The organism is Sinorhizobium mexicanum (assembly GCF_013488225.1).
GTDB lineage: Bacteria > Pseudomonadota > Alphaproteobacteria > Rhizobiales > Rhizobiaceae > Sinorhizobium > Sinorhizobium mexicanum.
Window position 1 is genome coordinate 4,109,477 of record NZ_CP041238.1, and the last position, 17,137, is coordinate 4,126,613.

Genomic DNA, 17,137 nt, shown 5'->3' on the forward strand with positions numbered 1-17,137 from the left:
GCCTCGAGTGAACGCGCGCTATCTGCGCATGCCGCATGTCGAAAGCGGGATGACCGTCGGCCTCTTCGGCGGATCGTTCAACCCGCCCCATGGCGGCCATCTCCTTGTTGCCGAAACGGCGTTGCGCAGGCTCGGCCTCGACCAGCTCTGGTGGATGGTGACGCCTGGCAACCCGCTGAAGAATCACGACGATCTCGCGCCGCTGGCGGACCGCATCGCGCTCAGCGAGAAGGTCGCCTCCAATCCCCGCATCAAGGTCACGGCCTTTGAGAAGGCGCTCGGCCAGAGCTACACGGCGCGTACGCTCGAAATCGTGCGCGCCCGCAACCACGACGTCCGCTTCGTCTGGGTCATGGGGGCGGACAACCTCAAGAATTTCCACCGCTGGCAGAACTGGCGCAAAATAGTCTCGACCTTCCCGATCGCGGTCATCGACAGGCCCGGCTCGACGCTTGCCTATCTTTCCTCGCGCATGGCGCGGACCTTCGACTATGCCCGTATCGACGAGGACGATGCTCTGGCGCTCGCCTTCCACCGCGCGCCCGCCTGGACATTCATTCACGGACCACGCTCGCCGCTCAGTTCCACGGCGCTTCGCTCTACAACGCCGCGTGTCTCGCCAGCCGTGCAGAAATCACTGTAGCTCTTCGGGTTGCTGTTGTTCTGATGCTTAAACCGGCTTCAGTTTAAGGGAACAAACCGTAGTGAAATCTGCGTGAATTCCCATGATTCATTTCTCGCGTCTTGAAACCCTCATGGTTTGATGCCTACATTTATAAACGGTTCGATCCTGATCATCGAATCGGAAGTGCCTGTTCTGTTCTTTTGGAAAGGAAAGACCCTGACAACAGTACACGCCAAGGGTTATGCGGCAACCGCGTACCCGCGCAGCACGGAATCAAGCGACGAAGCCGCTGTCCGTGCGCTTAACCTGGTCCTCGAAAGCCTAGAGGACTCGAAAGCAGAAAATATCGTCACCATCAACATTGCCGGAAAATCGGCGCTGGGAGACTTCATGGTCGTCGTCTCCGGGCGGTCGAACAGGCATGTGATGGCGATTGCCGACCACCTGATCACGGACCTGAAGGACGAAGGGTTTGGCAATTCCCGCGTCGAAGGCCTTGAAGGTGGCGACTGGGTGCTGATCGACACCGGCGATGTGATCGTTCACATCTTCCGGCCGGAGATCCGGGAGTTCTACAACATCGAAAAGATGTGGGCGGCTCCGGAAATCGAGGACGGTACCCTGCACTGAGACGCGCCGTAGCGCCGGTGTCGAATGGAAATGCGGCTGTCATCGCCCGGCCGGGCTGATGGCAGCAAGAGTGATTTTGCCAGTCGTTTCGCAGGATCGGTCTGGCACCGGTGGGGATGATCGAGTCGTGCGTATCGGACTTTTCGCAGTCGGCCGCCTGAAGGCGGGGCCGGAAAAGGACCTTGCGAGCCGTTATCTCGACCGCTTCGCCAAGGCGGGACCCGCGCTGGGGCTGGATTTCGCCCGGGTCGTGGAAGTGAATGAGAGCCGCGCCGGCAACGCGGAGACGCGCAAGCGCGAAGAGGCCGCCCAGCTTGAAAAAGCGCTCGCGGACGGCAGCCTGCTCGTGCTGCTCGACGAACGGGGAAAGGCGATCGATTCGGAGGCCTTCGCTTCGCTCATCGGCTCATTCCGGGACAGCGGAAAGCGCGACCTGATGATCGCGATCGGCGGCGCCGATGGCCTGGACCCGGCGCTGCACGCGCGCGCTGACGCGATTCTCTGTCTTGGCAAGATGACCTGGCCGCACCAACTCGTGCGCATCCTGATAGCCGAACAGCTTTACCGTGCCGTGACGATCCTTTCAGGCCATCCCTATCACCGCGCTTGATGAAACGCGGGCCTATTCACGGGCGCGATAACACGATTATGTGTTGGTTGGCTTGGCCAAATCAGATTAGGGTTTCTTACCTATTTTTTTGAGAGACACATCGGGCCGGATGACGCGCCGAGAAAAAAGTGCCGATTTGAGATGGGCGGCGCGTCGGATCGGACGCGGTGCCGCGGCATTGGCCGTTCTCCTCGGCGTAATCGCGTCGGCTGCTGCCCAGGATGGAACCGTCGCGGCTCCCGCCGGCGCGCCGTCGAGCGAACAGGGACCGCCAGACCCCGCCGCCGATCTGGCGCTGCGGCGCGACAGCACGCGCAGCGAGCTCGACGCGCTTTCCAAGACCATTACCCTGTCGCGCGAGCGCTCCGAAGCGCTTGAGCAGACGATCGCCGAGATCGACAAGAGCAATGAGGGGCTCCGCGCTGCGATCGTCGACTCGGCAAGCAAACGGCGTGGGCTCGAGCAGCAGATTGCCGACGGCGAGAAGAAGCTCAACGACCTGCGCGTCAAAGAGGACGTGGTGCGGCGGTCGCTCCGTGCCCGACGTGGCATACTTGCCGAAGTGCTTGCCGCGCTGCAGCGCATGGGCCGAAATCCGCCGCCGGCCATCCTCGTTACGCCGGAGGACGCACTAGCCTCCGTTCGCAGTGCAATCCTCCTTGGCGCCGTCGTGCCGGAGATGCGCGAGCAGACCGACAGTCTCGTCGCCGATCTGAAAGCGCTCGCGAACATTCGCAGCGGCATCGGAAAACAGCGCGAGGAATTGACGGCGGCGATGACGGCCAACCTCGAGGAAGAGCGTCGCATGTCGATGCTGGTCACCGAGAAGGAAAAGCTGCGGCAGCAGAATGCGAACGAACTTGCGGTCGAGCAGCGCAAGGCCCGTGAACTGGCCTCGCAGGCAACCAACCTCGAAGGATTGATTTCGTCGCTCGAGACCGAGATCTCCTCGGTGCGGGACGCCGCTGCGGCCGCTCGCGCGCAAGAAGAGGAGCGCCGGCGGATGAGCGAGGCCGAGCGCGAAGAGGCCCGCGAGATCGCCCGCAACGCGGTGCCCGACAAAAACCGCATTGCGCCCGCATACGTATTTTCGGAGTTGCGGGAGAGGCTTGCCTATCCCGTCGCGGGGTCAATCCTGCGGCAGTTTGGCGATGCAGACGGCACCGGGCACTCGCTGCAGGGCATCATGCTGGAAACCAATGCAGGCGCGCTGGTGACAACGCCGGCGGATGGGTGGATCGTCTACGCGGGAAATTTCCGCAGCTACGGGCAGATGATCATTCTCAATCCCGGCGATGGGTACCATATCGTTCTGTCGGGAATGGAAAATGTCAGTGTCCGGCCGGGACAGTTCGTCGTGGCTGGGGAGCCCTTGGCGACGATGGGTGCAAAAAGAGTGGCGAGTGCGGCGGCCTTGGCGCTGGAAACTGACAGGCCGACGCTTTACATTGAATTCCGAAAAGACGGAAAACCGGTCGATTCCCGACCGTGGTGGTCCGCAGCAGAGGTTGGAAAGGCGCGAAATGATACGTAGAGCTTCACTTGTTCTGGTCGGGGCGCTGATGGGTGCGACGGCGATGGGCGTCGTCTATTCGGCTACCATTCCGGCCGTGGCAGCCAATTCGTCGACGTACCGCGAACTGGCGATTTTCGGCGACGTTTTCGAGCGCGTGCGGGCGCAGTATGTGACGCCCCCGCAGGATGACAAACTGATCGAGAATGCCATCAACGGCATGCTCTCCTCTCTCGACCCGCATTCGAGCTACATGAACTCGACGGACGCCGAGGATATGCGCACACAGACGCGCGGCGAATTCGGCGGCCTCGGCATCGAAGTGACGATGGAAGACGATCTCGTCAAGGTGACGAGCCCGATCGACGACACGCCCGCTGCGCGCGCCGGCGTGCTTGCCGGCGACTTCATCTCCAAGATTGACGGCCAGGACGTTCGCGGCCTGAAGCTCGAGGAAGCTGTCGACAAGATGCGCGGCGCCGTCGGCACGCCGATCAAGCTCACCATTCTGCGCAAGGGCGCGGAAAAGCCGATCGAGCTGACGATCGTGCGCGACGTGATCGCCGTGCGTGCCGTGAAATACCGCACCGAAGGCGACGTCGGCTATCTGCGCGTCATCTCCTTCACCGAGAAGACCTTCGACGACCTGAAGAAGGGTATCGAGAAGGTCAAGGCGGACGTTCCGGCGGACAAGCTGAAAGGCTACGTGCTTGACCTGCGCCTCAATCCGGGCGGTCTGCTCGACCAGGCGATCAATGTTTCGGACGCCTTCCTCGAGCGCGGCGAGGTCGTTTCGACCCGCGGCCGCAACCCGGACGAGACCCGCCGCTTCAATGCGACGCCGGGCGATCTCACCGACGGTAAGCCGGTCATCGTGCTCGTCAACGGCGGCTCGGCGTCGGCATCGGAAATCGTCGCCGGGGCGCTGCAGGATCTGAAGCGCGCCACGGTGCTTGGTACGCGGTCCTTCGGCAAGGGCTCGGTCCAGACGATCATTCCGCTGGGCGACGCCGGCGCGCTGCGCCTGACGACGGCGCTCTACTACACGCCCTCCGGCAAATCGATCCAGGGCACAGGCATCTCGCCGGACATCAAGGTCGAGCAGCCGCTGCCGCCGGAGCTTCTGGGCAAGGTGGAAGCGCAGGGCGAATCCGACTTGCGCGGCCACATCAAGGGCCAGAGCGAGGACGATGAGGGTTCCGGCTCCGTGGCTTACGTGCCGCCGGAAGCCAAGGATGATATCCAGCTCAACTATGCGCTCGATCTCCTGCGTGGCAAGAAGACGGATCCAACCTTCCCGGCCAATCCGGAGCAGGCCGAGCTCAAGAAGTAAGCCAGCAGAATCGAGAAATTCGTCAACATGGGCGCCGGGCTGTTCAACCCGGCGCCTTTATATTATGCAACGGTAATGGCCCGCGAGAATCTGATGATTCTTCGTGAGCGGCAGTCCATCACCGGTAATTTCCTTCAGGTCGACCGAGGCTCCGTTTGGGAACCGATCTCCATGCCCCACTTGGCCAGAACCGGAAGGTGAGGCCCGCGCGTCGGCGCGACTTCCGCAGATCCCTCGGCTATGCGCTGATCAGCCTCTGTGCAGCCACCGTCGTCAGCCTTTCCGCCTGGAGCGCCTTATCGCCCGATGGACTTACCCATGCGCCCGAGCCTCCGGAACTTGCCTCAAAAGAGGCCGCATCGGCTGGAGAGACATCGGCAACTGCCGGAAAGGCTGATGCCGCCGGAAGGCGGAAAAGTCCTCTTCGCCCGGACGGCGCACTTTCCGGCGCCCATGTCGAAGAGATGCTGACCAACGACGGGGCGGCGGTGACGAAATACACGCCGCGATCACGCGAAAGCGACGGCCCGGCATTCATCAAAGTCGGAGCCGTCCGCGGCCAGGATCCGCGCATGGCGGCGCTGCCGAACGACGACCTTTTGGAGGACAGCCCGCTGGGCCGACTGCCGATCGCCGGTCCGGATGGGCTTAGGCCGATGGATCAGTATGCGCGGCCGTGGTCGGGCGCGCGAGGCACCCGCATTGCGCTGGTCTTGGGCGGGCTCGGCCTCAGCCAGACCGGAACGCAGCGGGCGATCCGCGACCTCCCACCGGAGGTGACGCTTGCCTTTGCCGCCGCCGGCAACAGCCTGCAGCGCTGGATGCAGGACGCGCGACGCGACGGCCATGAGATCCTGCTGCAGATTCCGATGGAGCCGTTCGACTATCCGGACAATGATCCTGGCCCGCACGCGCTCCGCGTTTCATTGAGCGCCACGAAGAACCTCGCCGAACTGCACCGGAGCATGGGTCAGATCACCAACTATACCGGCATCATGAACTATCTCGGCGGACGCTTCCTCTCCGACGCCGATGCGCTGGAGCCGGTGATGCGCGACCTCGGCAAGCGCGGATTGCTCTTTCTCGACGACGGCACATCGGCGCAATCTCTCTCGGGCACTTTGGCCGGCGCCTTCGACGTTCCGCATGGCTTTGCCGATGTCATCGTCGACAGCGAGCTCAGCCGCGGCGCGATCCTGCGCAAGCTCGACGAACTGGAGCGCGTCGCAAGGCGCAACGGCACGGCGATCGGTGTCGCCTCCGCCTTCGAGGAAAGCGTGGCGGCAATCTCCGAATGGATGCAGGAGGCCGGCGGGCGCGGCATCGAATTCGTCGGCGTTTCGGCGCTCGTCAAGGATCCGCAACAAAAGTGAGATAAGCGGGGCGAAACAGGGCGCGATCTCCAAACGGGCCGCCGTATCGCTACGACATTGCATCGGGTCATGCGGGTTGGCAACGCCTACAGCGCCGCGCGTCTTATCAGACGCGCCAAGGACGCTGTAGCACTTTGAATCGCTGCATGTTTTGTCCTTAAGTCGACTACGATTTAAGGAAACATGCAGCGGGGACGACAGAAGGGAAATCAGTATGAGCAAGGACAAAAGCAAGGTCGTGAAGGCGGAAGACCTGCCCTACCGGCCCTGCGTCGGCGTCATGGTCCTGAACCGAGAAGGCCTTGTCTGGGCCGGGCATCGGATCGCCGTCGGCAATTCGGAATATGATGGCTCGCCGCAACAGTGGCAGATGCCCCAGGGCGGGATCGACAAGGGTGAGGATCCGCTCAAGGCCGCTTACCGGGAACTCTACGAGGAGACCGGCATTCGCTCGGTTTCACTGCTCGCCGAAGCGCCGAACTGGATCAACTACGATCTGCCACCGCAGTTGATAGGAATCGGCCTCAAAGGCAAATACCGCGGGCAGACACAGCGCTGGTACGCCTTCCGCTTCGAAGGCGAGGAAAGCGAAATCGCCATCAACCCACCGCCCGGCGGCCACGATCCGGAATTCGATGCGTGGGAGTGGAAGCCGATGCACGAATTGCCGCATCTGATCGTGCCCTTCAAGCGCAAGGTCTATGAAGAGGTCGTTGCGACCTTTTCCCGTCTGGTGCGCTAATGCATGTCGCCCAAAAATGTGCAGCGGTTTTGGGACAACGACATGCATGAAAGCAATGACCTACAGCGCCGCGCGTCTTTTCAGACGCGCAAAGGACGCTGTAGCACTTTGAATTGCTGCATGTCTTTGTCCTTTAATCGGCTACGATTAAAGGCGACATGCAGTAGCGCATCGGCCCGAAAATCGGAATCGATTTTCGGAAAGCACGATGCGTAGATTCAAAGACTTACAGCGTCCTTTGTGCGTCCTGATGGACGCACGGCGCTGTAAAGTAAAGCGCGTCGCATGAGGCCGTTTGAACGCGACGCGCTTTAAAAGGTTCTCCGCCCGCATCTGCCCCTGCCGCCACGTTCTCCCGCAAGCGGGGAAGGGCGATGCCACCCCCCTGCTCACGTCACCCGCAGCATCGCGCGCGCCTCATCGGGCGCGCACAAAAAGCCGTCGCACCTCGAATTGCCGCACCGCCGGCGTCCCCCTCGCCCGCGGGGGTTAGGTGAGGAGCCAGGTTGCCCCCGATATTTGATTGACGAGCGAAGAGAAAGCGCCGCGTTTGGTTGCGCGGCGCGGGCAATTCGCTACAGCGCCGTGCGTCTTTTCAGACGCACAAGGACGCTGTAGCTTTTGAATTGCTGCATGTTTTGTCCTTAAACCGGTTACGGTTCAGGGAAACATGCAGTGGGCTGCGCTATTCGGCTTCGTCGGCCGAGGCAGCGTTGAGCTGACCGTACTTCTGCTCGCCGATCTTCTCGAGAAGATCGATCTGCGTCTCGAGGAAGTCGATATGGCCCTCTTCGTCGGCGAGCAGTTCCTCGAAGAGCTTCATGGAGACATAGTCTCCGGCGTCATGACAGATGTCGCGGGATTTCTTGTAGGCCGTGCGGGCGTCGTATTCACCGGCAAGGTCGGCCTTGAGCACTTCCTTGACGTTCTGCCCGATCCGCAGCGGCGCGACCGTCTGCAGGTTGGGATGGCCTTCGAGGAAGATGATGCGTGCGATGAGCTTGTCGGCGTGGTGCATTTCCTCGATGGATTCGGCACGCTCCTTCTTTGCCAGAAGCGTGTACCCCCAGTCTTCGAGGAGGCGGTAATGCAGCCAGTACTGGTTGACGGCGCCGAGTTCGAGATAGAGCGCTTCGTTAAGCTGCTCGATGACCTTTTTGTCGCCTTTCAAGATCCGCCCTCCGGTTTTCCTCATGGAATTGTTTTAGGCGGATCATGAAATCAAATATCTCGGCTTCCGTCGAGTCGCGACGGGCGTGATATTCTTCGGTGGTACGGATGATGATGTCGACGACATTCGGGAAGCAGCCGCAGCAACGGCCGCGTTTTTCCATCGCGTGATAGACCTTCGCCGGCACGATCAACTGCCAACAATCTTGGTCAAGCAGGCTGATGATCGTGTCTTCGATCTCTTTTTCGGTGATGAAATTGCAGCTGCAAACCAGCATCTCGTCTCGCCTATCAAACGCAACGCCCTGATTTCTCGCATAAAGCAAAAGAGGATATTTGCCGTCAAGAAAAAACTCCTCCCCGTAAAGTTGAGGGGTATATTAGAGGCATTCTAAACTTGAGGAAAACCATCGCATTTTCATTACATTAGCCGATTCTAAGGAGTCGTTTTTTCTTCCAGAACTTGCAATTTCGACCGGATCACCTGCGACATTTTTACACAGGCGCGGCCGAGGTGTCGCAAACCTCGTGAATTCACCAAGCCAATGGAGTGATCTCACTGGACCTCAGTGGAAGTTGCGCCCTTTCGGCATGACATCGGCCACCTCGGTTACCCCATCCCGGTGCTGGTCTGCACGGGCCGGCAGGGCCAGCCGCATTTGCTTGAGCGCCTTCTTTTCAGGGGCGTCGGCCGTCGGCCGCAAGGCCTCGTCCGCACGGTCGTTGGCGGCGAAGCGCCGTGCTTCATTGCGCAAGAGGCCAAGCATGGGCGTTATGTCTTCGATATGCTCGGCGACCACATGGATGACGCCGCTTTCGCTCTGCAAACGGCCACGGACCTTCACAAGCCGCCCGCCCATCACTTGCGCCCGGTATTTCTTGAACATTTTTTCCCAGACGATGATGTTGGCAACGCCGGTCTCGTCCTCGATCGTCATGAAGATAACGCCCTTGGCTGACCCTGGGCGCTGGCGAACGAGCACAAGGCCAGCGACGGTGACCCTTCTTCCTGCGGCGGTCGCCGCCAGATCGCGACTGGTCAAAATGCCTATTCGCGAGAAATCCTCCCGCATGAAGGAAACAGGGTGGGCCTTCAGCGAAAGCGTCAGATAGCGATAGTCGTTGATGACATGTTCTCCAGGGAGCATGTGAGGCAACGTGACCGCCGGCTCGGCTCTCAGATCCGTGGAACCCGCGCCATCGAAAAGCGGCAGGCGCTCGACCGCAGACGCCTCGTCCAGCGCCTTCACCGCCCAGAGGGCCGCCCGCCGATCGAGGCCGATGGATCGGAAGGCATCGGCATCCGCAAGACGTTCCAGAACGGACCGGGTAAGCCCCGAACGCATCCAGAGATCATGGACGGAGCGATATCCCCCGCCCCGACGCGCAACAAGCGCATCCATATCCTTTTGTCTTAGCCCTTTGACCAGCCTGAAACCGAGTCGAACCGCCTTTTGCGTCTTGATCACATTCTCCATTTCGGCATGACGCGGATGGATCGCCTTCTTGTCGAACGGGCCGCCACCTTCGAGCAGAGCGTCCCAGCTCGAGTGATTGATATCGACCGGCAACACCTTGACCCCGTGTTCGCGGGCATCGCGCACGAGTTGTGCAGGTGCATAAAAGCCCATCGGCTGCGAATTCAGGAGTGCCGCGCAGAAGATGTCCGGATAATAGGCCTTGAACCAGGACGAGGCATAGACGAGGGAGGCGAAGGAGGCGGCATGGCTTTCGGGAAAGCCGTATTCCCCGAAGCCTTCGATCTGTTTGAAGCAGCGCTCGGCAAAATCCCTCTCGTAACCATTCCTGACCATGCCATCGATCATTTTCTGTTTGAAGGTATGAATCGTGCCGGTCCGCTTGAAGGTCGCCATGGCGCGGCGGAGATGGTCCGCTTCGCTGGGCGAAAAGCCGGCAGCGGTGATCGCGATCTGCATCGCCTGTTCCTGGAACAGCGGCACGCCAAGCGTCCGGGCAAGGACCGGCCTCAACTCCGGTTTCGGAAAATCAAAAACGTTTTCACCTCTTCGCTGCGCCTCGCGTCGCTTCAGGTAGGGATGCACCATGTTGCCCTGGATCGGCCCCGGGCGGACGATCGCCACTTCGATCACCAGATCGTACATTTCGCGCGGCTGCAGGCGCGGCAGCATGCTCATCTGCGCGCGGCTTTCGATCTGGAAAACGCCGATCGTGTCGGCGCGGCAGATCATGTCGTAAACGGCCGGCTGATGATCCTGATAGATTTCCGCGAGCTTCTTCGGCTCGCCGTAATGCGCCTCCAGAAGCTTGAAGGCCTTGGCGAGGCAGGTCAGCATGCCGAGCGCCAGCACGTCGACCTTCAGGATCTTCAGATGGTCCAGGTCGTCCTTGTCCCATTCGATCATGTAACGGTCGGGCATGGCCGTGTTCATGATCGGCACCACCTCGTCGAGCCGGTCGCGGGTGATCACGAAGCCGCCGACATGCTGCGACAGGTGTCGCGGAAAGTTCAAGAGCAGGCTGGCATAGCCAAGAACGCGGCGGGTGAGCGGATCCGAAGCATCGAGACCCGCAGCCTTTGCCTGGTCCTCGGTGAAGGCCGAAGAGCTCCAGCCCCAGATCGGGCTCACGAGCGCCGACTGGACATCCTCCGAAAGGCCGAAGGCCTTGGCGACCTCGCGCCCGGCCGAGCGCGAGCGGTAGCTGATCACCGCGGCCGTCAGCCCGGCATGCTCCTTGCCATAGGTTCTGTAGATGTGCTGGATGACCTCCTCGCGCCGCTCGTGCTCGAAATCGACATCGATATCGGGCGGCTCGTCACGGTCGCGCGACAGGAACCGGTCGAAAAGCAGGGTGAACTTCTGCGGATCGACATCGGTGATGCCGAGGCAGAAGCAGACCGAGGAATTGGCCGCAGACCCCCGCCCCTGGCAAAGGATTTTCTCACTGCGGGCAAACTTCACCAGCTTATGCACGGTCAGGAAATAGGGCTCGTATTTCTTGTCGTTGATGAGTTCGAGCTCATATTCGATCTGCCGCTCCACCTTTTCCGGCACACCGGCAGGATAGCGTTCGGCCGCGCCTTCGGCGACAAGCCGCTTCAAGGTTTCGGCCGGCGTTTCGCCTTCGGCGTTTTCATCCGGATACTGGTGGCTGAGTTCGTCAAGGTTGAATGCGAGACGCTTGAAGACCTTGCGCGCATTGACGATCGCCTCGGGATAATCGCTGAAAAGCCGCGCCATTTCCTTCGGGCCTTTCAGGTGCCTTTCTGCATTCTTCTGCAGAAGGAAGCCGGCGCTGGCGACCGTCACATGTTCCCGAATGGCGGTGACGACATCCGCGAGCGGCCTGTATTGCGGATCATGGTAGAGCGCGTCATTGGTGGCCAGAAGCCGCACGCCGGCCTTCCGGGCGAGAGCGGCAAGAACGGCGAAATCATGCCGGTCGAAGCCGTCGTAACGCGGCGTCATTCCGAGATAGAGCCTGTTGCCCGCATGCTGTTGCAGCTTTTCCAGGATATTTCCAAGAAGGCCTGCGTCCGGTCGCCCCTCGCCCTGCATGACGATGAGGAGAAGATCCTCCTGCCACGCGAAAAGATCCGCGAGATAAAGCGTGCAGTCTCCTTTCTTCGAGCGCAGGTTTCCGGCGCTGAGCAGGCGGCACAGATGCCCCCACCCCCTCCTGTTTCTTGGATAGGCGAGGATATCCGGCGTGCCGTCGGCAAAAACCAGGCGCGCGCCCGGCCGGAAAGGATATCCCTCCACTTTTGCCTTGGCATGGGCCCGGACGACGCCCGCGACGCTGTTGCGATCGGCGATGCCGAGGCCGGCAAGCCCGACCTTCTTGGCAAAGACGATCATTTCCTCGGCGGGTGCCGCTCCTTCCAGGAAGGAAAAATTCGTGCGCGCGCCAAGCTCGTAGAAGGCAGGATCCGCGCTCATGCGAAAACTCCATGCATGAACCAGCGGGGCGAGGATGTTTCCCTTCCGTAGAGACCCTCGCGGAACAACCAGAAACGGCGACCTTCCTGATCCTCGATCCGGAAATAGTCGCGGGTCGGATGCCCCTCCCCATCGATCCACCATTCGGCGGCGATCCGCTCCGGCCCTTCGGCACGGGCGACGCGATACTGGGTCTTGCGCCAGTTGAAGCTGCGCGGCGCGCCATCAGGCACCTCGGCCGTCGCTTCGACAAGTTCAGGATGCGTGAAAATCCGAAGCGGGCGATTCTCGGGGAAGACTTTTTCATCGACCGGACGGGATCCGATGACCGCCGCGACATCCTCCAAAGGAGCAAATCCGCCGGCACGTTCCGGCAGATGGCTTTCGGCAAGGGTCGCAACCGTCAGGCAATCCGGCCCGAAGCGGGCATATAGCTTGTCGGCGAAGGCGGCCAGCGGCTGGCTTTCATCGGGAACGCCGGAAAAATCCTCCTGGGCAGGATCTAGCCTTTCGCTTCTGAGGACGGATAGCCGGAGGATCTCGAAACCATATCCGGCATCGAGGTCATCATGAACCGCCTGCAACCGCTCGCGAAAGAGAGCCGCGATCCGATCGGCGTCGTTCAAGGGAACGGCCGCATGTGCCTGAATGCGAAACACCCGGCCATCGACGCGAATGAGGAGAAGCTCGAACAGACGCCCGCCTTCGCCATGCCGCTCCAGCGAGAGGCGAACATCACCGGAAAGATGCCGCGCCAGTTCAAGAATGTGCTCTTCTTCCTGAAGCGGTTCGGCAAGTCGGCGTTCGGCGGAAAAGCTCGGAACGGGGAGACGGGGCGAGAGCGACTCGTCCGTGTGGCCTCTCGCCTGATCGAGCCGCAGGAGAAGAGAAGGACCGAAGCGCCGGGCCAGGGGCGCGCGCGGTGCTTGAAGAAGATCACCGATCTGCTTCAGCCCGACCCGCTCGAGCAGGGCGGCGGTTTCCGCCGGCAGGCGCAGGGCGGCGACCGGCAGGGGTGCGAGAACCCGTTCGGCATTCTCTGGCGCGATGACGGCCGCACCGCCATAGCGGGCAACCGCCCAGGAGAGGCCCGCAGAGGAGGAGATCACTGCCCGCGCCTCGACGCCGAGCAGGAAGAGACGCGAAAGCACGTCGTCGACCAGCGCCTTCTCGCCGCCGTGAAGATGGGCGCAGCCGGTGATGTCGAGGAACAGGCCATCCTTTCCGTCGAGCGCAACCAGCGGCGTATAGCGATCGCACCAGTCGGCAAGCCCCTCCAGGAAGGCCCGGTCCGCCGCCGGATCCTCGATGATCACGTCGAGCGACGGACACATGGCGCGGGCCTCCGCCGCCCCTTGGCCTCGCTTCAGGCCTGCCCGTTCGGCAAGCGTGTCGAGCGCGACGAGCCGCATGGCATTGTCGATCTTGGCAGCGAACACGACGGGCGGATGATCAGGACGCCCTTGCGTAAGCCAGGAGGCGCCCCAGCGAATCCGCGCCACTCGATCGGCCGACAGATGCGGAAAATGGATCGACAGAATTCGCTGATTGCCCGTCTGCCTGAGGAGCGACGGACTGCTCGATGGGATAGAAGCGGCGGTCATGGGCATTCCATTCCAGAAAGATATCGGCAGAGGCGTAAGCCCTGCTTTTTTCGACAAGGACGTGAAAGGCTGGATGGCCAATGCTGCCGCAAAGCATCGAGCCATCGGGGAGAGGTCGCTCGCCGGCAAATGCCGGTTTGATCTGAAGTCGGAAAAAGGCGCTGCTTGCCTCTTCCTCGCCCGCCTGCCGGAAGAGAAGAAGAGGCACTCCGTCCGCCCTGGCCCTTACATGCAGGCGCCTGCTCTCGCTCAAGGCGAGACAGTCGGGATTGCCGCGGATTTCCAGAACGACGGCCGCGAAGACCGGTACCGAAAGAGCCGTTTCGGCAACCCAGAGCGCATCCTTGACCGTGCGTATCGAAACGAACAGGAAGCGCTCGATGTCGAGCCCATAGGATTTGAGGCCAGGCGCATAGGGAAACCCGGCCTCGCGAGAGGCAAGCGCCTGGCTGATCCAAAGGACCGGCGCCAGATGACCTTTCTCCTTCTTTCTCCGCTGACAGAGTACCGCAAGCGCCGTCACGAAACCGGCGGCGGCACCCGCATCGCGCGTTTCGACATTGCGGATTTCCGTCATGCCCTCGAGCGGCAGCCCGCCGTCGAGCACGTCATCGAGCGGCGGGACGCCAAGGGGCAGGATCTTGTTGCAGGACGCCTCCTCCCTTTTGCGCCGGAAACCGGCAGGATCGGCCGCCTTGGCTGCGCGCATGATCCCGGGCAGCCGTCGATTTTCAATCTGTGCTATGGTTTCGCGGAGGGAAAGAACGGTTTCCCGCTGCACGGCTTTCTCGGCCATGACGGTCGGCTCCACCAGATGTTCATGTTATGTTCTTATGGATTCCAGAGCCTGCCGCAAGAGTCAACAACCAAGTTTGAGAATTTATTCCTCACTCGGCCTGTGCAGAATTCAACACTCGAAAAACAAAGGAGAAATCGTTATATGAGGGCAACAAGGAGTGCCCATGGCCCGCATTGACCAGACCGATGATTGGCGGGAACGCCACGCACCGACGCTCAGTACATTCGAACTGCTTGCGCTTGAAGCCTATAGCCATCTGCCGGAGGAATTCCGCAAGCTGACGACCGACCTCATGATCGAAGTCGCCGATTTTCCGAGCGACGACGTCTTCGAAGACATGGCGCTTGAAACACCTTTCGACCTGCTTGGCTTGTTCGAGGGCCGCGGCATCGGCGAACGCTTCACCATGGAGACCGGCCAGTTCCCGAACCGGATCACGCTCTATCGCCGCCCGATCCTCGACTACTGGGCGGAAAACGAGGAAACGCTGGGCGATATCATCACCCATGTGCTGATCCATGAGATCGGCCACCATTTCGGCCTTTCCGACGACGACATGGAGCGGATCGAGGCAAGCGTCGAACACGTAGGCGGCTAGTCCCTCACCGACCTTCAACGCGAGCCTCAGTCTTCGATCTTGCGCGCCTCCGACACGAGCATGATCGGAACGCCGTCGCGGATCGGATAGGCGAGACGGGCCTTTTCGGAAACCAGCTCCTGCGCTTCGGCATCGTAGCTCAACCGCCCCTTCGTCAGCGGGCACACGAGCAGTTCGAGGAGCTTCGGGTCGACCTTGCTGGCGTTGATATCCATCGCTTCGCGCTTATTGCAGGATGTTGTCGAGGTCGCCGAAATTGCGGGCAAGCACGATCTCGGTGATCGCGATCAGCGTTTCGGCGCGGGTTTTCAGGTCGGGCGCCTCCAAAAGCGCCTGCTTTTCCGCCGGGCCATAGGGCGACATCATCGCCATCGAATTGACGAGCGTGCGGTTGCTCGCCCGCTCCACGCTTTCCCAATCCGCCTCCAGCTTGTTGGCGTCTAGATAGGCCCGGAAAGCCGCCAGGAGCGCTTCCCGGTCGACGAGGCTCTCGTCGTCCGGACTGTCGAGATCGGTTGCGAAGGGGCCGATGCGGAAGCGACGGTAGCCGCGACAGCCGGCCACCTCGGCGAAGAGTCTATAGCGGCAGACGCCCGTGAGCGAGGTGATGTAGCGCCCGTCGCCGGTTTCCGCAAAGGAGGTGATGCGGCCGATGCAGCCGACCTGGCAAAGCGCCGGCACGGGCGCCGAGTCGATATCGTTGCGTCCCTCGGAGAAGGAGGGCTGGACGATGCCGATCAGCCGGTTTCCGGCGAGCGCGTCATCGAACATCGCAAGGTAGCGCGGTTCGAAGATATTGAGCGGGAGTTGCGCACCTGGAAGCAGGAGCGCGCCCGTCAGCGGAAATACCGGAAGAATCTCCGGCACGTCCTGAGGACCGAGGTAACGCGCATTTCCGACATGCATTCTGGTAGACCTTGCAGATACCGGCTTGCCGCGCCTCATCGCCAGGCACGACCCTCCGATCAAGAAATGGTGCGTCCCTCGAAAATCTCAAGGGAAAAAGACGCGGATCCTGCTGCAGTCTTGCCGCTTAATGCATGTCGCCCGAAAGTGTGCAGCGGTTTCGGGACAACGACATGCAAACGGCAACGACTTAAAGCGCGTCGCCTACAGCACGCGCGTCTTATCCGACGCGCAAAGATCGCTGCAGCACTTTGAATTGCTGCATGTCTTTGTCCTTAAATCGAAGTCGATTTAAGGACGCATGCAGTAGCTCCGACGCGCTTTAAGAGAAAAGAATCGACGAAAGCTTGCGCCGCGCGGCGACCGTCGCCGGATCCTTCGGCCCCCAGACCTCAAAGAAGCCTAGTAGTTCGCGCCGGGCGCCGTCGTCCTCGAAGCTGCGGTCGCGCTTCATGATCAACAGCAGGTGTTCGGCGGCCGCGTTCCGGTCGCCTTCGACATTGCGGATCTTGGCAAGCTTCAGCCGCGCCGCGTGGTCATCCGGATTGAGCGCCAGCTGATGCTCGAGCGCCGTCGGATCACCGAGTTTGCGCGCCTCTTCGATCTGGTCGAGTTTCTTCGAGACGGCGCCGATGGCCGCGTCCTTTGCAAGCTCCTCCGGCAATTCTGAAAGCGCCTGGCGCGCCTCGGCAATCTGTCCGAGCGCAATCATGCAGTCGACCATACCGGCAACAGCGGTCGCATTGTCCGGCTCAGCCTGCAGGACGGCGCCGTAGAGGCCGGCGGCGTTTTCCGCCTCGCCGGCATCGAGCAATGCCTTCGCATCGGTCAGGGCGGCCTCGATCTCGGCCTTGCCATCGCTCACGGCAGGCCCCGCGATCCGGTCGATGAACTGTTTGATCTGGCTTTCGGGAACGGCGCCCATGAAGCCGTCGACCGGACGCCCGCCGACGAAGGCGATGACGGCAGGGATCGACTGGATGCCGAGCTGGCCGGCGATCGAGGGATGGTCGTCGATGTTCATCTTGACGAGCTTCACCCGGCCGGCGGCTTCCGTCACGACCTTTTCGATCACCGGGGTCAATTGCTTGCAGGGTCCGCACCAGGGCGCCCAGAAATCGACGAGAACCGGCTGCTCGCGTGAGGCCTCCAGCACGTCGCGGGAGAAGGTGGCGGTGGTCGTCTCCTTGATCAGATCGCCTGCGGCCGCGGCCTTCGGCGCCGGCTGGCCGCCGAACGAAGCCGAAGCCGTCATCTGGTTGCCGAAAGAACCTGCATAGGGATTGTCGCTACCGCTCATTCTTCTCTCCTCGC

At 61.4% G+C, this 17,137-nt stretch carries 16 protein-coding genes; 8 read left to right on the top strand and 8 right to left on the bottom strand.

What is annotated here, in order from left to right; translation table 11 throughout:
* Window positions 1-28: 28 nt before the first annotated feature.
* The 7 genes from FKV68_RS19325 to FKV68_RS19355 all read left to right on the top strand — a co-directional run bounded on the left by FKV68_RS19325 (window position 29) and on the right by FKV68_RS19355 (window position 6,826).
* Window positions 29-643 carry a nicotinate-nucleotide adenylyltransferase gene (locus FKV68_RS19325; protein WP_180941575.1) on the top strand — a complete coding sequence of 205 codons (615 nt, stop codon included), beginning with the start codon at window positions 29-31 and terminating at the stop codon, window positions 641-643.
* A gap of 120 nt (window positions 644-763) precedes the next feature.
* Entirely contained in the window at window positions 764-1,255 is a 492-nt protein-coding gene (gene rsfS / locus FKV68_RS19330; RefSeq protein WP_180939375.1) for a ribosome silencing factor, read from the top strand.
* Between the two features lie 127 nt (window positions 1,256-1,382).
* Window positions 1,383-1,865: a 23S rRNA (pseudouridine(1915)-N(3))-methyltransferase RlmH gene (rlmH, locus tag FKV68_RS19335; RefSeq protein WP_180939376.1), complete on the top strand. Its 483-nt coding sequence runs from the start codon at window positions 1,383-1,385 to the stop codon at window positions 1,863-1,865.
* 109 nt (window positions 1,866-1,974) lie between these two features.
* Window positions 1,975-3,399, top strand: coding sequence for a murein hydrolase activator EnvC family protein (locus FKV68_RS19340; protein WP_180939377.1), 1,425 nt, complete (start codon window positions 1,975-1,977; stop codon window positions 3,397-3,399).
* Window positions 3,389-4,711: a S41 family peptidase gene (locus tag FKV68_RS19345; RefSeq protein WP_180939378.1), complete on the top strand. Its 1,323-nt coding sequence runs from the start codon at window positions 3,389-3,391 to the stop codon at window positions 4,709-4,711. The genes FKV68_RS19340 and FKV68_RS19345 overlap by 11 nt, the downstream gene beginning before the upstream one ends.
* A 155-nt stretch (window positions 4,712-4,866) precedes the next feature.
* Complete coding sequence (locus FKV68_RS19350; protein WP_180939379.1) at window positions 4,867-6,084, top strand: divergent polysaccharide deacetylase family protein; 1,218 nt, start codon at window positions 4,867-4,869, stop codon at window positions 6,082-6,084.
* A gap of 214 nt (window positions 6,085-6,298) precedes the next feature.
* Window positions 6,299-6,826: an RNA pyrophosphohydrolase gene (locus tag FKV68_RS19355; RefSeq protein ID WP_180939380.1), complete on the top strand. Its 528-nt coding sequence runs from the start codon at window positions 6,299-6,301 to the stop codon at window positions 6,824-6,826.
* A gap of 685 nt (window positions 6,827-7,511) precedes the next feature.
* On the opposite strand, the gene bfr is transcribed toward FKV68_RS19355, so the two are convergent.
* The 5 genes from bfr to FKV68_RS33145 form a co-directional block, all read right to left on the bottom strand.
* Window positions 7,512-7,997 (bottom strand): bacterioferritin, encoded by a 486-nt coding sequence (gene bfr, locus FKV68_RS19360; RefSeq protein WP_180939381.1) that lies wholly within the window; start codon window positions 7,995-7,997, stop codon window positions 7,512-7,514.
* Window positions 7,963-8,274 carry a (2Fe-2S)-binding protein gene (locus tag FKV68_RS19365; protein ID WP_180941576.1) on the bottom strand — a complete coding sequence of 104 codons (312 nt, stop codon included), beginning with the start codon at window positions 8,272-8,274 and terminating at the stop codon, window positions 7,963-7,965. Before FKV68_RS19365 ends, bfr begins: the two co-directional genes overlap by 35 nt.
* Before the next feature lie 288 nt (window positions 8,275-8,562).
* Window positions 8,563-11,916 carry an error-prone DNA polymerase gene (locus tag FKV68_RS19370; RefSeq protein ID WP_180939382.1) on the bottom strand — a complete coding sequence of 1,118 codons (3,354 nt, stop codon included), beginning with the start codon at window positions 11,914-11,916 and terminating at the stop codon, window positions 8,563-8,565.
* Window positions 11,913-13,418: a Y-family DNA polymerase gene (locus FKV68_RS19375; RefSeq protein ID WP_269808457.1), complete on the bottom strand. Its 1,506-nt coding sequence runs from the start codon at window positions 13,416-13,418 to the stop codon at window positions 11,913-11,915. Before FKV68_RS19375 ends, FKV68_RS19370 begins: the two co-directional genes overlap by 4 nt.
* Window positions 13,369-14,316: an ImuA family protein gene (locus tag FKV68_RS33145; protein ID WP_245181669.1), complete on the bottom strand. Its 948-nt coding sequence runs from the start codon at window positions 14,314-14,316 to the stop codon at window positions 13,369-13,371. Before FKV68_RS33145 ends, FKV68_RS19375 begins: the two co-directional genes overlap by 50 nt.
* 166 nt (window positions 14,317-14,482) lie before the next feature.
* Here FKV68_RS33145 and FKV68_RS19380 point away from each other — a divergent pair, with 166 nt between their 5' ends.
* Complete coding sequence (locus tag FKV68_RS19380; RefSeq protein WP_153436743.1) at window positions 14,483-14,917, top strand: metallopeptidase family protein; 435 nt, start codon at window positions 14,483-14,485, stop codon at window positions 14,915-14,917.
* Window positions 14,918-14,943: 26 nt separating this feature from the next.
* Here FKV68_RS19380 and FKV68_RS19385 read toward each other — a convergent pair whose 3' ends face one another.
* From FKV68_RS19385 to trxA, 3 genes are all read right to left on the bottom strand, one after another.
* Window positions 14,944-15,132 (bottom strand): Trm112 family protein, encoded by a 189-nt coding sequence (locus FKV68_RS19385; protein ID WP_180939384.1) that lies wholly within the window; start codon window positions 15,130-15,132, stop codon window positions 14,944-14,946.
* A 10-nt stretch (window positions 15,133-15,142) separates the two neighbouring features.
* On the bottom strand, window positions 15,143-15,823 hold the full coding sequence (locus tag FKV68_RS19390) for an LON peptidase substrate-binding domain-containing protein (protein WP_180939385.1): 681 nt from the start codon (window positions 15,821-15,823) through the stop codon (window positions 15,143-15,145).
* A gap of 322 nt (window positions 15,824-16,145) precedes the next feature.
* Entirely contained in the window at window positions 16,146-17,123 is a 978-nt protein-coding gene (gene trxA, locus FKV68_RS19395; protein ID WP_180939386.1) for a thioredoxin, read from the bottom strand.
* Window positions 17,124-17,137: the final 14 nt, after the last annotated feature.

Coding starts and splice junctions, on each gene's coding strand:
- FKV68_RS19325 (WP_180941575.1), top strand. CDS start 29: ATGCCGCATGTCGAAAGCGGGATGACCGTCGGCCTCTTCGGCGGATCG.
- FKV68_RS33145 (WP_245181669.1), bottom strand. CDS start 14,316: ATGGCCGAGAAAGCCGTGCAGCGGGAAACCGTTCTTTCCCTCCGCGAA.
- FKV68_RS19390 (WP_180939385.1), bottom strand. CDS start 15,823: ATGCATGTCGGAAATGCGCGTTACCTCGGTCCTCAGGACGTGCCGGAG.
- FKV68_RS19385 (WP_180939384.1), bottom strand. CDS start 15,132: ATGGATATCAACGCCAGCAAGGTCGACCCGAAGCTCCTCGAACTGCTC.
- FKV68_RS19365 (WP_180941576.1), bottom strand. CDS start 8,274: ATGCTGGTTTGCAGCTGCAATTTCATCACCGAAAAAGAGATCGAAGAC.
- FKV68_RS19380 (WP_153436743.1), top strand. CDS start 14,483: ATGGCCCGCATTGACCAGACCGATGATTGGCGGGAACGCCACGCACCG.
- trxA (WP_180939386.1), bottom strand. CDS start 17,123: ATGAGCGGTAGCGACAATCCCTATGCAGGTTCTTTCGGCAACCAGATG.
- FKV68_RS19370 (WP_180939382.1), bottom strand. CDS start 11,916: ATGAGCGCGGATCCTGCCTTCTACGAGCTTGGCGCGCGCACGAATTTT.
- rsfS (WP_180939375.1), top strand. CDS start 764: ATGCCTACATTTATAAACGGTTCGATCCTGATCATCGAATCGGAAGTG.
- FKV68_RS19340 (WP_180939377.1), top strand. CDS start 1,975: ATGACGCGCCGAGAAAAAAGTGCCGATTTGAGATGGGCGGCGCGTCGG.
- FKV68_RS19345 (WP_180939378.1), top strand. CDS start 3,389: ATGATACGTAGAGCTTCACTTGTTCTGGTCGGGGCGCTGATGGGTGCG.
- FKV68_RS19355 (WP_180939380.1), top strand. CDS start 6,299: ATGAGCAAGGACAAAAGCAAGGTCGTGAAGGCGGAAGACCTGCCCTAC.